Annotated in this window: 10 protein-coding genes; 4 read left to right on the top strand and 6 right to left on the bottom strand. The window is 66.0% G+C overall.

From position 1 onward, the window contains the following. The first annotated feature begins 81 nt into the window (after positions 1-81). Both LK542_RS12045 and LK542_RS12040 read left to right on the top strand, forming a co-directional pair. Positions 82-966, top strand: coding sequence for an EamA family transporter (locus LK542_RS12045; protein WP_227812096.1), 885 nt, complete (start codon positions 82-84; stop codon positions 964-966). Positions 967-1064: 98 nt separating this feature from the next. Next, on the top strand, positions 1065-1829 hold the full coding sequence (locus tag LK542_RS12040) for a DUF3108 domain-containing protein (protein WP_227812095.1): 765 nt from the start codon (positions 1065-1067) through the stop codon (positions 1827-1829). 24 nt (positions 1830-1853) lie between these two features. On the opposite strand, the gene LK542_RS12035 is transcribed toward LK542_RS12040, so the two are convergent. The 3 genes from LK542_RS12035 to LK542_RS12025 are packed head-to-tail and all read right to left on the bottom strand — an operon-like array spanning position 1854 to position 4399. Further along, positions 1854-2420, bottom strand: coding sequence for a hypothetical protein (locus LK542_RS12035; RefSeq protein WP_227812094.1), 567 nt, complete (start codon positions 2418-2420; stop codon positions 1854-1856). A gap of 12 nt (positions 2421-2432) precedes the next feature. Next, complete coding sequence (locus tag LK542_RS12030; RefSeq protein WP_227812093.1) at positions 2433-3692, bottom strand: cytochrome c; 1260 nt, start codon at positions 3690-3692, stop codon at positions 2433-2435. Then, positions 3689-4399 carry a c-type cytochrome gene (locus LK542_RS12025; protein ID WP_227812092.1) on the bottom strand — a complete coding sequence of 237 codons (711 nt, stop codon included), beginning with the start codon at positions 4397-4399 and terminating at the stop codon, positions 3689-3691. Before LK542_RS12025 ends, LK542_RS12030 begins: the two co-directional genes overlap by 4 nt. A gap of 109 nt (positions 4400-4508) precedes the next feature. On the opposite strand from LK542_RS12025, the gene LK542_RS12020 reads away from it, so the two are divergent. Further along, complete coding sequence (locus tag LK542_RS12020; RefSeq protein ID WP_227812091.1) at positions 4509-5234, top strand: methyltransferase domain-containing protein; 726 nt, start codon at positions 4509-4511, stop codon at positions 5232-5234. A gap of 18 nt (positions 5235-5252) precedes the next feature. Here LK542_RS12020 and LK542_RS12015 read toward each other — a convergent pair whose 3' ends face one another. The 3 genes from LK542_RS12015 to LK542_RS12005 form a co-directional block, all read right to left on the bottom strand. Next, on the bottom strand, positions 5253-7634 hold the full coding sequence (locus LK542_RS12015) for an FG-GAP-like repeat-containing protein (protein WP_227812090.1): 2382 nt from the start codon (positions 7632-7634) through the stop codon (positions 5253-5255). Between the two features lie 84 nt (positions 7635-7718). Then, complete coding sequence (locus LK542_RS12010; RefSeq protein ID WP_227812089.1) at positions 7719-8327, bottom strand: 3'-5' exonuclease; 609 nt, start codon at positions 8325-8327, stop codon at positions 7719-7721. Further along, positions 8327-8860, bottom strand: coding sequence for a ProQ/FINO family protein (locus LK542_RS12005; RefSeq protein WP_227812088.1), 534 nt, complete (start codon positions 8858-8860; stop codon positions 8327-8329). Before LK542_RS12005 ends, LK542_RS12010 begins: the two co-directional genes overlap by 1 nt. Positions 8861-9437: 577 nt before the next feature. Between LK542_RS12005 and rpoD the strand changes: the two genes are divergently transcribed. Further along, positions 9438-12083, top strand: a complete 2646-nt coding sequence (rpoD, locus tag LK542_RS12000; RefSeq protein ID WP_227812087.1) for an RNA polymerase sigma factor RpoD — start codon at positions 9438-9440, stop codon at positions 12081-12083. Positions 12084-12250: the final 167 nt, after the last annotated feature.

The following is a 12250-nucleotide window of genomic DNA, read 5'->3' as shown; positions in this document are numbered from 1 at the left end:
GAATGCAGGCTCCGAAAAATGATTGGACTCCTTCGCCACAGCTTCGTAGAGTAGCACCGCACCTCGACCAGAAAGACTCCCATGGCTATCAAACACATCCTGCTCGGCATCCTCGTTACCGCGATCTGGGGCGCCAACTTCTCGGTGATCCGGCTCGGACTGGCCGACGTCGATCCCTTCGCCCTCGCATGCGCGCGCTTCGCCCTGAGCGCTTTCCCGCTGGTGCTGCTGGTGCCGCGACCCAGCACCCGCCTGCGCTACGTGGCGGGCTACGGCGCGCTGTTCGGCGGCGGCCTGTGGGGCCTCGTCAACCTCGGCATCCACGTGGGTGTGCCGGCCGGACTGGCCTCGCTGCTGCTGCAGCTGAGCGCCTTCTTCACCATCGTCCTGGCCAGCCTCGTGCTGGGCGAACGCATCGGCAGGCAGCAGTGGCTGGGAATGGCGATCGCCGGCGCCGGCCTGGCGATCATCCTGTTGGCCGGCGACGCCGGCGGGAGCAGCTGGGGCATGGTGCTGATCCTGGTCGCCGCGTTTGCCTGGGCAGTCTGCAACGTGATCGTGCGCCAGGCGCGGCCTTCGGACATGTTCGCCTTCCTGGTGTGGGCCTGCGCTTTCGCGACGCTGGCGCTGGTTGTCCTGACCTTGTGCGTCAAGGGACTGGCGCCGCTCGCCAGCCTGGCGACGAACCTGGGGCCAAAGGCCATGTTCTCGATCGCCTTCCAGGCCTGGGTGACGACGCTGTTCGGCTACTGGGTGTGGAATTCGCTGATGAAAACCTACCCGGTGAGCCAGGTCGCGCCGCTGTCGCTGCTGGTGCCGGTGGCGGGCCTGTTCACCTCGCACCTGGTCTACGGCGAAACCATCGGTGGCGCCAAGCTGCTGGCGGCGCTATGCATCCTGTCAGGGATCGCGGTGATGTTCTTCGGCGCGCGGCTGGCCTTCTGGCGGCGCGCACAGGCGGCGTGAGCATGCATGCCGCATTGGTGACGCATGCATATCCATTTCCGGTTGCCATGGTGGATGACGCGGGGCGATACTCGGTCCGGTATCCCCAAGGAGATTCCATGCGCACCATCCGCCATTGCCTGCTGGCCCTCGCCGCCACCACCCTGACCCTGTCCGCGCACGCCGCCGTCCAGAACGTGGACGTCGGCACGCCGCTGCCGCGCTTTGCCCTGCTCAAGCCGGGCACCCACCACTACCTGCGCTTCATGCGCACACCTGGCGGCGCCAACCAGCCGATCGACATCTGGGCCCGCGAGATCCGCTTCGAGGAGCGCGACGGCAAGAAGCTGATGCGCATCGTCCAGCGTTGGGACGGCGTGCTGCCCACGCCCTCGGTGCGCACCTACGATTCCTGGTTCGAGACCGGCAGCTTTCGCCCGCTGAGCCACGAGCGCATCAGCGAGCGCGATGGCAAGCGCGTGGTCGAAGGCTTCGTGTTCGCACCGGACAAAATCACCGGCATGCGCGAGCTGGCGGACAACACGCAGAAGGACCTGAACGTGGCGTCGAGCGAGCCGACCTACAACTTCGAGACCGACATCGAGCTCCTGCAGGCGTTGCCGCTCGCCGAGAGCTTTGATGCGCGCATCAACTTCTACCATCCGGGCGGCACGGCGCCGCCGCAGCGCTACAGCTTCCGCGTCACCGGCTCGGCCACCATTGCCGGCCCGGCCGGTCCGGTCGACTGCTGGGTGCTCAAGACCGACTACAACCGCCCGGGCAGCGAATCGACCTTCTGGTTTGCCAAGGGCAGCCAGCTGATGCTGCGCCAGGAAAGCCCGCTGCCGGATGGGCGGGTGATGGTGAAGACGCTGATCGATTGAGGCGGAACCCTGCCGGCACCTGCGTCAAGCGGGTGCCCGTGCGTCGTCCTCGGGCGGCTCCAGCTTGTCGAGTACGGCCAGGAGCGCTTCGTAGTGGGCCGTTTTGAACGCCTTTGCCGCAGCCAGGCCCCGGAGCCCATCGTGCGTCGGGATGCGCTTTTCGACCATCAGTTTCAGTGCCCACACATCCAGGCCATGCGCATCGCCGGAGTAGAGGTAGCCTTCCAGCGGCAGGGTGACGAGCACTTCCCTGGGCCAGTGCGGCAGGATGTAACGCAGCAGGCAGTGCTTCACCGCGGGCTTGTTGTGGCGAAGGAGCGCCTCGCAGGCCAGGTCGCGCGCCGGCGCGCCCAGCGACGAAAAGAAGGGGCGGAGCACCATTTCGACGGGCGACCCGCTGGTCTCCAGCCATTGAAAAAGATGCGGCAGGACCGGCGCGACCGTCGGGTAGCCAAGGGCCACGAGCTCCGCGGCCGCGGCAACATCGCCACTGTCTTTCGGTAGCCGACGCGTGAGCGGCGATGTGACGCTGTTCCGGCCCGGATGAGGCTCCAGCGGCGCACTAGCGGAGGCGTTCTTCGACATCTTCATCTGCTGTTCCTCCTAGTCCAGCGGCACGCTACGATACCGGTTGACATCCGGCGTCAACACCGGCGGCGCATCGTTGCCCCAACTGCCCCGCACATAGGTCAGCACCGCGGCCACCTGGGCGTCGTTCAGCTCATGGCTGTAGGGCGGCATGCCATACGGCCGTGGATTGCCCGCGGTGCCCGGCGGGAAGCCGCCATTGAGCACGATGCGGATCGCGTTCACGGCCGGGGTCATGGTGACGGCGCGGTTGCCGGCCAGTGGCGGGTAGGCCGGGGCCTTGCCCTTGCCGTCGGCGCCATGGCAGTCCACGCAGTAAGACCCGTACAGGCGGCGCCCTTCGGCCAGCAGCTGCTCGCTGGCGCGCTCGCCGCTGTCCTGGCGTGGCGCGTCGGTCGGCGGCAGTGACTTCAGGTAGGTCGCCATCGCGCCAAGGTCGTTCGGGCTCAGGTGCTGCAGGCTGCGCGCCACCACTTCGGCCATCGGGCCGGTGGCGCTGCCGCGCGGCGAGATGCCGGTCTGGAGCAGCGCGACGATGTGCTGCTTGTCCCAGTCGCCCAGGCCGGCTTCGCCGCTCGCAGTCAATGATGGGGCGTACCAGCCGATGGTCGGAATCAGGCCGCCCGACAGGGTCTCGCCTGAGGCTCCCAGCCGGTTCCGGGTGCTGTGGCATGCGCTGCAGTGGCCCAGGCCTTCGACCAAGTAGGCGCCGCGGTTCCACTCGAGGCCGCGCTGCGGCTGCGGCGTGAAGGTGGCCGGCTTGAAGTAGAGCAGGCGCCAGCCTGCCAGCAGCGCCTGCTGGTCGTAGGGGAAGTCCAGTTCGTGCGGCCTGTTGGGCTGGCGCTGCGGCGCCAGGCTGCGGAAGTACGCATACAGGGCGTCCGAATCCGCGCGCGAGACCTTGGTGTAGTTCGTGTAGGGGAAGGCCGGGTAGAGCAGGCGGCCGTCGCGCGACTTGCCGTTGTGCAGGGCGTTCCAGAAGTCGTCGGCAGACCAGGCGCCGATGCCGGTCTCCATGTCCGGTGTCAGGTTGGGGCCGTAGAGGCGGCCGAAGGGCGTGTCCAGCGCCCGCCCGCCGGCATACTCCGCGCCGCCGCGCGCCGTGTGGCAGGCAATGCAGTCGCCGGCGCGTGCGAGGTAGGCGCCGCGCGCGATGTTTTCGGGTGACGGGCCCCAGGCGGCGGGCGAGGTCGAGGCGACGAAGTCTTCGCGCGGCCAGGCGATGGCCACCAGGACGACAGCGAGGGCGGCAAGGAGCAGGGCGAGCTTCTTCATGGCTGCTCCGGGGCGCTGCCGCATGCCAAGGGCAGGGGACGGGCGATCGCTGCCGCCGGACGCGGATCGGCGGGGACCGGCTGGGCCGCCAGCCAGCTCGAGACGGCGTTCACATCCTCGAGCGAGAGGCGCGCCGTGACCTCGGCCATGCAGTCGGGCGCATGGGCGCGGCGCGCCTTGTTGCGCCAGGCGCCGAACTGTGCGTTGACGTAGTCGCGCGGCAGGCCGAGCAGGCCGGGGATGCCGGGCTCCACGCCGGTCAGGCGCAGGCCGTGGCAGGCCACGCAGGCCGGGACCTTGCGCGCGCTGTCGCCGTTCATCACGAGCTGGCGGCCGCGTTCCAGCACCTGGGGTGCGGCGTTGGTCGTCTCAGGGGCATGCGCGGCCGGCGGCTGGGCAGCATAGTAGCCGGCGATCTCGCGCAGGTAAGGGTCGGGCAGGTGGTCGACCAGGTAGGTCATGAGCGGGTACTGGCGCCGGCCTTCGCGGAAGTTGAGCAACTGGTGGTACAGGTAGCCGGCCGGCTTGCCGGCAATGCGCGGGAAGTAGCTGTCGTTGACCGGATTGCCGCGCGCGTCCACGCGGGCGTGGCAGGACGTGCAGGCGACCAGGCGCTGGGCGAGGGTGTCGGGAACTGTCTGGGGTGCGGCATGCAAGGCGCCTGCAGCCAGCGTTAGACCGACAAACAGCGTACGACGATGACTCATGAGTGAACCCGGCAGTAGCAATGCCCGAATGATAACGCTTATCGAGTTGAGGGTGTTCGTCGCCTTGCTATAATCCCCTCCCTTTGGACCGCTGGGGCGCAGGATGGGAGTGAGTTATACGGAAGGGGTGTTCAGGGACCGCAATCCGATCAAACGCTGGCTGCAGCAGCAGCGCCTGCACAGCGCGATCGGCTTCGCGCAACAGGCGCGCGAGTCCGTACGCTGCGTCCTCGATTTCGGCGCCGGCAGCGGTGAGCTGTGCAAGTACCTGGTCCATGAATATCCCAACGCGACCATCATCTGCTACGAGCCCTGTTCGGACCTGCTGGAAGAGGCGAAGATCGAGCTGAAAGGCCTGCCCCGGGTCGAGTTCCACGCTTCCTTCGACACCATCCCGCAAGGGCAGGTCGACCTGCTGTTCTGCCTCGAGGTGTTCGAGCACATCCCGCTGTCGATGCGCGCCAGGTCGCTGGGCGAAGTGGGGGCACTCTTGAGGGAAGACGGCGAGGCCGTGTTCGGCGTGCCGGTCGAAGTCGGCCTGCCGGCCCTGTACAAGGGCATGTTCCGCATGAGCCGGCGATATGGCGCCTATGATGCGAAGCCGATGCACGTCCTGAAGGCAACGCTCGGCATGCCGCCGAAGGACCGCCCGATCGGTTACCTGCCGCCCGACGTCGAGGTCCACAACGAGCACATGGGTTTCGACCACCGCGTATTCCGCAAGGCCCTGGGCGAGCAGTTCGCGGTGACGAAGGCGAGCGCCAGCCCGTTCCCACTGCTGGGAACGGCGATCTGCCCGGAAGCCTATTTCGTGGTCAGGAAGCGCGCCGCCTAGTGCGTAGCGTGGGCGCCATCACAGCCCATACTCGAAGCCGTTCTCGATCTTCCCGATCAGCGCCGCCTGGTTCTCGGTGCTTTCGCTGAAGCCGACAAGGACCTGCGCCACCGTCAGCGTCTTCCGCTCCAGCAGCCCGGTCCAGTACTCTATCCCGCCCGTATCCCCCTCGCGGTGCAGGACGTTCTGGTAGAGGCGCTGGACGATCTCACGGTTGCCCGGCGCCGCCCCGTACATGGCGCGGAACTCGTCCGACTGGGTGAATGACAGCGCGACGTCAGCCAGGCTGCTGCCGCGGTCCATGACGCCGATCCAGTAGCCGATGCCCCCGGAATCCGGCGCGCGGTTGAATGCCGCCTGGTAGATGCGGTAGGCCTGGCCGCCCGCGCCATCGATGTCGAAGGCCACTCCGACATCGTCGAACAGCAGGCGCTCGATCCCGCGCAGCGAATCCGTGTTGTATGCCTTGCCGGTTTCCTGCACCGTGAACCCGCCCGCCGACTTGACGATGCTGTAGGCATCGCGCTTGCCCGCCATGCGCGCAAGGTCGAATCCGGCCTGGCCGTCCAGTACGTCGCTGCCCGCAGTGGCCGTCAAGCGGTCGTTGCCCGCGCCGCCGGACAGCTGGCTCCCCATCACGTTCAGGTCGATCGCGACCGGACGCCCATCCATGTAGAAGGTGACCAGGTCGTCCATGCCGTCGTTGTTGGCGTCGAGCGCGATGCTGCGCGAGGCGCCATTCGACGTCCAGGTGCGCGCGAAGCTACCGTCGGCCTGCTGCATCAGCACGAAAGAATCGATGGGGTCGGACGCGGAGGTCACGAAGATGTCCTCGCGTCCGTCCTTGTTGAAGTCGGTGCCTTCCAGGGACATGATCCAGCCGCCCTTGCCGAAGCTGGCCTGCACCGAGGCCGGCAGGCGCTGCGCGGTTTGGTCTTCAAACTGCCCCTGTCCCTTGTTCAGCAGCAGCTGGATGCCGGGGGTCTGGTAGAACTTGGCGGGATCGCCGTTCGTCACCGACAGCATCAGGTCCGGCAGCTTGTCGCCGTTCAGATCGATCGGCTGGATGTCAAGGACGATTTCGCGCGCGATACCGCTGCCGGGCAGGGTGACAGGGGCCTGGCGCGTGAAGTTGCCGCTGCCGTCATTCAGGAGTACCCAGGATTCGGATGGCCCGTTGTCCCAGCGGCCGACGATCAGGTCCAGCGCGCCGTCGCCATTGACGTCGACGATGCCGGACGCGGTATGGGTGTTCGGCGCTTGTGCCACTGCCGGCAGCAGGCCGGCGCGTGGCGTGAACTGGCCGTTGCCCTGGTTGATGTAGAGCAGGTCGCCGCCCGGGCCCAAGGTATTGATGAGCAGGTCGAGATAGCCGTCGCCGTTGAGGTCGGCGGCGCTGCCCGCGTGGCTCAGTTGCCGCAGCTGGGGCAGGGTACTCGACACGTTGTGCAGCTTGCCGTCGGCCGCGGACGAGAGCAGCAGCGTGTTGTAGCCGCCATCGAAAGGCGGGGCGTCGTCGCCGAAGTTGAACTGGAAGACGTCGGAACGCCCATCCTTGTTGAAGTCGGCCACCAGGATACGTCCGCCGCCGTCGATCGACAGTGCGCCACCCGGAAGCAGGTCGGCGTCGGCGCTTCTGAAATGTCCCTTGCCGTCGCCCAGGAAGAAGTACAAGGGAGCCGGCGCGGTGCCGGTCCCGAACTGGGCCGCGAGCATCCAGTCGGCATGGCCGTCGCCGTTGAAATCGCCGGCCTTGATCTGGCTGAGGAAGGACTTGTCCGGCAAGGGTGCGCTGACCCCGGCCGCGGCGCGGATGAAGCCCTGGTTCGGCGTGAACTGGTCGCGCTCCAGCGTGACATGGTCCGAGTTCGCTCCGACAAACTGGATGCGCTCGATGCCGGTCAGGCGGTCGACGGCCGACTGGCCGTTGGCAAGCTTTTTGATAATGGTAAAGGTGTCGGTGGGCGCGTCGTAGCTGACCGCGACCGCGCTCGACTTCACGTCATGGTAGTTGACGACGTCGACGCCGGCGCTACCATCGAACGTATCGCTGCCACCATTGCCAAAGAAGCTGTTGTCGCTGGCGTTGCCGATGAAGACGTCGTCGTAGCCGGTACCGTGGACGTTGACCACGCCTTCCAAGGTATCCGTGCCGCCAAAGCCGTCGCTGGCGGTGCCTTTGGCCAGGTCGACCTTGATGCCTTGCGGCGAGGTCCAGAATACCAGGGCACCGGACGAGCCCAGGGACACGTAGCGGTCGTTGCCCGGACCGCCCAGCACGGTCGCGCGTCCGAAGATGACGGTATCGTTGCCCTCGCCGGCGTCGATCTGCGTGTCGTCGGGCAGGCCGAGCGCCCGCTGGTCAATGATGTCGTCGCCCTTGCTGCCTTGATAGTCCATGTTCGTCGCGTAGAAATGGGGAATCACCCCGACAATTCATTGTAGGGTTGTTATTGCTAAAAGAAAATAAAAAACCTGCGAGCGCTAAGCCGGCGGGTTCGCATGCCAGTAGCGGTACAGGCGCAGCGCCACGTGGGCGTCGTCGGCCGCGTACAGCACCTGCTTTTCGCTCAGCTGGGGCAGGGCCCAGTTGGTGGTGGTGATGCGGCGCGACTTCTGCAGGCGCTGGCCGAAGAAGCGCGCCACTGCCGTCTTGGCGCCGAGCGTGTTGCGTTCGCCGCGGCGGCGCATGGCGGTGGCCAGGTCCAGTACATTGCGTGCTTCCACGCCCAGCTTGGCGCGCAGGCGCTTCAGGTCGTCCCCAAGGCCGAATCCCACTTTCAGGATCTGCTCGGACTCGAGCACCGGCTTGAGCACCTCGAGCGCGGTTTGTGCATTGGCTGCGCTGCCGATCTGGAACAGGTAGGCCAGCTCGTCGGTCGCGAGCTGCACCAGGTGCGGACCGGTCGAGACTTCACCCTTGGCGAAGGTCGGCTTGGATTCGGTGTCGAAGCCGATCACGTCGGCCTGCGACAGGGCCGCCAGGGCGGCAGCGGCCTCGCCAGGGGTGCGCACGATGCGCACGTCGGCCAGCCGGATGCCGTCGTAGGCGGGGAGCAGTTCGTCGGGGTCGGCAGCGCCGGGCGCGGTCATCAATTGCGCGAGAACTTGGAGGCCAGCGCCTTCAGCTTTTCCTGGCGCTGGCGGTCGGCTTCCTCGGCCGCGGCGGCTTCGCGCTCGGCCTTCTTGCGCTCGGCTTCTTTCTTGAAGCGTTGCTGCAGCTGTTCTTTCGCGTGCTGGCGGTGGGTGTCGGTGACTTCGGCGCCGGCGGTGCCGTCCAGGTCGTAGCGCAGCTTCGCCTTTTCCATCGCGCGCAGGTAGCGCATCGAGCCGGTGTGGATGCCGAGGGCGGCGCGCATGGTCTTGCGGTCGAGGCCGGGCATGCGGGCCAGCAGCTGCTTGTCGATGCCGATTGCCAGCGGCAGGCAGTCGCGGAAGGCCGGGAACTCCTGCTGGAGCTGCTTGAGCAGGGCGCGTGCCGACAGCGGCTGCGCGGCCGCCGGGCTCGCCTCGGCTGCAGGGGCGGCGCCGGCCGCTGTGTCCTGTGCTTGGGTGGTCGTCGACGGCGAATCCGGGGTTGCGGGAGTGGTATTGTCGACGGTCTCGGCAGCGGTAGTGGTATTCATTGACTTCATTGTAAGAACGGGAAAACGAAGGATAGCACGGCGCCCGTACGCCAGTGCGGGGCGTATTGTACTTGTTCCATTATTCTTGAGGATTAACTTAGGTGATAGAGCGGCGGCGGCAGGCGTGCGTGCGCGAAATCGTGTATGATCCGCCCCTTGCCTTGCGCGTGGCTTGCGCCGCCGCAGATCGGCCGGGAGATAGCCGAAGAGCTCCGTGTCATATTCAATGTGGTGATATCCCTTATCGGATATTTCAATTATCACCAAATCTTGCAATGCGGCATAATATCGCCTTCCTTCTGTTCCCTGAACAAGAGATGCAAGCCCGTTTCACCTGACGGGCTTTTTTTCGTTCCGACATGCACACCGTGATTTCAAACACTGTTCGTTTCTCATTAGCCTGCTGCCATCCTTCGAGGATGGTGGGCGACGCCGGGAAACGCGTGCTTGAAGTCCGCGTGTCCGCCCTCAGGTAGGGCCACTTCCGCTTCCCGAAAACACACCGGACCCGCCCGCGGGTTGGTAGAACATTGACTTCGCAGGCGCGCCGTGCGCCTCGACTGGAGAGAGCTTCACTATGAAAAACACCGCCAAGACACTGACACTGACCGCCAAAAAAGCGCCCGCCAAGGCTTCGGCACAGCTGGCAGTGCCGAAAACCGCGACCTCCTACTTCCTCGAGACGGAAGCGGCGGCCAAGGTGACGGTGGTGAAGACCCGTTCGCGCCTGGCCTCGGCCAAGGCCGCGCTGGAAGCCGGCACCGGCCAGGACGAGGTCCTGGAGACGCCGGAAGTGGCTGTGATTGAAGCTGTCGAGGCTGCGCCGGCGCAGCTTGAGGCCGCGGCGCCGGCCGCCGAACCGGCCCCGTTCGAGGACTATACCGCCGCCGTGCCGAACGCCGCCGCGACCGTCGTGGTCAAGAAGCGCGGTTCGAAGCTGGCTGCCCTGAAGGCCGCCGAGGAGCCGCAGGCGGACAGCGCCGCCATTGTCACGGAAGCCCCGGCGCCGGCAGTGGCCGAGGAAGCTCCGGCCGCCGCGCCGAAGGCGGTGCGCACCCGCACCCGCCGCACCGACGCCAACGCACTGCCGGCGCCGGCCCCGACCGCCGTGGGCGCCGTCAGCGCCACCACCGACGCCGCCGCGCTGGCCGCGATCGACACCTCGGGCTACCTGCTGCCGCAGGTGAAGGTCCCGGGCCGCCGCGGCCGCAAGCCGAGCGAGTTCGTGCCGGAGAACGACGAGGTCGCGGCACTGAACGCGGTCGAGCGCGCCGAAATGAAGGCCGCGTCGAAGCTGCGCGAGCGCAAGGCCAAGGGCCTGGCCGGCATGATGGGTGCGGACAGCGGCTTCTCGGAAGCGGAACTGGAAAAGCGCCGCCAGCAGATCAAGAACCTGATCAACCTGGGCAAGGAGCGTGGCTACCTGACCCATGCGCAGATCAACGACCAGCTGCCGGAAAACATCGTCGATCCGGAAGCGATCGAAGGGATCATCGCGACCTTCAACGACATGGGCATCGCCATCTACGAGCGCGCGCCGGAAGCGGAAATGATGCTGCTGTCGGATAACGTGCCGACCGCGACCACCGATGACGAAGTGGAAGCCGCTGCCGCGACCGCGCTGTCGACCGTCGACTCCGACTTCGGCCGCACCACCGACCCGGTCCGCATGTACATGCGCGAAATGGGCGCGGTGTCGCTGCTGACGCGCGAAGGCGAGATCGAAATCGCCAAGCGCATCGAAGAAGGCCTGAAGGACATGGTGCAGGCAATCTCGGCCTGCCCGACGACGATCTCGGAAATCATCGCGCTGTCGCACAAGATCGCCAGCGACGAAATGAAGATCGACGATGTGGTGGACGGCTTCGTCGACCTCAACGATGCGGCCCCGGCGCCGGTGGCCGCCAGCGCGGCAAGCGATGACGAGGACGAGGAAGAAGAAGTCGAGGAAGAGGAAGAAGAAGGCTCTGCCGGCGGCGGCGCGGCCGGCTACTCGGCCGAGCAGCTGGCCCAGCTGCGCAAGAGCGCGCTGGAGAAGTTCACCCTGATCGAGCAGCAGTTCGACCGCATGGGCCACGCCTTCAAGACCACCGGCTACGGTTCGGACGAGTACGAAGAAGCCCAGGCCATCATCTCGAACGAGCTGCTGGGCATCCGCTTCACCGCCAAGATCGTCGAGAAGCTGTGCGACACCCTGCGCGGCCAGATGGACGAAGTGCGGTCGATCGAGCGCGCCGTGCTGGACATCTGCGTGAACCGCTGCGGCATGCCGCGCGCCCACTTCATCAAGGTCTTCCCGGGCAACGAGACCGACCTGCAATGGGGCGACCGCGAAGTCGACTGCGCCTATCCGTACAGCGCCGTGTTGAGCCGTAACCTGCCGGCGATCAAGGAACTGCAGCAGCGCATGATCGACCTGCAGGCGCGCGTGGCGCTGCCGCTGGCCGACCTGCGCCGCATCAACAAGCAGATGGCGGCAGGCGAGAAGCGCGCGCGCCAGGCCAAGCGTGAAATGACGGTGGCCAACCTGCGCCTGGTGATCTCGATCGCGAAGAAGTACATCAACCGCGGCCTGCAATTCCTCGACCTGATCCAGGAAGGCAATATCGGCCTGCTGAAGGCGGTGGACAAGTTCGAGTACCGTCGCGGTTATAAATTCTCGACCTACGCGACCTGGTGGATCCGCCAGGCCATCACGCGCTCGATCGCGGACATGGCCCGTACCATCCGCGTGCCGGTGCACATGATCGAAACGATCAACAAGATGAACCGCATCTCGCGCCAGATCATGCAGGAAACCGGCAGCGAGCCGGACCTGCCGACCCTGGCGGCCAAGATGGAAATGCCGGAGAACAAGGTTCGCGAGATCATGAAGATCGCGAAAGAGCCGATTTCGATGGAAACCCCGATGGGCGAGGACGGCGATTCGCAGCTGGGCGACTTCATCGAGGACAACACCACCCTGGCCCCGCTGGATGCCGCGCTGCATGCGTCGATGCGCAACGTGATCAAGGAAGTGCTGGACTCGCTGACCCCGCGCGAAGCCAAGGTGCTGCGCATGCGCTACGGCGTCGAGATGTCGAACGACCACACGCTGGAAGAAGTGGGCAAGCAGTTCGACGTGACCCGCGAGCGCATCCGCCAGATCGAAGCCAAGGCGATGAGCAAGCTGCGCCAGCCTTCGCGTTCGGACAAGCTCAAGACCTTCCTGCACAACCAGTGATTTTTACCGCTTGGTAAAAAATACCGCCCGGCTGAGGCCCGGCGGTATTTTTTTTGCCTGTTTCAACCTGTTCACAACGCTTCATTAACAATATAGACACACTAACTGTCGGATTCATTGACGTGTAATTACGAAGGGGCGGATCATGCCATATAGCAATTGCTGCT

The organism is Massilia sp. IC2-477 (genome assembly GCF_020707265.1).
Classification (GTDB): domain Bacteria; phylum Pseudomonadota; class Gammaproteobacteria; order Burkholderiales; family Burkholderiaceae_D; genus Telluria.
The sequence above is the reverse complement of the archived record's forward strand: the minus strand, read 5'-3'. Positions and strand labels throughout refer to the sequence as shown.

Excerpts from the sequence above, each read along its gene's own strand:
- LK542_RS12045 (WP_227812096.1), top strand. The coding sequence starts at position 82 with ATGGCTATCAAACACATCCTGCTCGGCATCCTCGTTACCGCGATCTGG.
- LK542_RS12040 (WP_227812095.1), top strand. The coding sequence starts at position 1,065 with ATGCGCACCATCCGCCATTGCCTGCTGGCCCTCGCCGCCACCACCCTG.
- LK542_RS12035 (WP_227812094.1), bottom strand. The coding sequence starts at position 2,420 with ATGAAGATGTCGAAGAACGCCTCCGCTAGTGCGCCGCTGGAGCCTCAT.
- LK542_RS12030 (WP_227812093.1), bottom strand. The coding sequence starts at position 3,692 with ATGAAGAAGCTCGCCCTGCTCCTTGCCGCCCTCGCTGTCGTCCTGGTG.
- LK542_RS12025 (WP_227812092.1), bottom strand. The coding sequence starts at position 4,399 with ATGAGTCATCGTCGTACGCTGTTTGTCGGTCTAACGCTGGCTGCAGGC.
- LK542_RS12015 (WP_227812090.1), bottom strand. The coding sequence starts at position 7,634 with ATGGACTATCAAGGCAGCAAGGGCGACGACATCATTGACCAGCGGGCG.
- LK542_RS12010 (WP_227812089.1), bottom strand. The coding sequence starts at position 8,327 with ATGACCGCGCCCGGCGCTGCCGACCCCGACGAACTGCTCCCCGCCTAC.
- LK542_RS12005 (WP_227812088.1), bottom strand. The coding sequence starts at position 8,860 with ATGAATACCACTACCGCTGCCGAGACCGTCGACAATACCACTCCCGCA.
- rpoD (WP_227812087.1), top strand. The coding sequence starts at position 9,438 with ATGAAAAACACCGCCAAGACACTGACACTGACCGCCAAAAAAGCGCCC.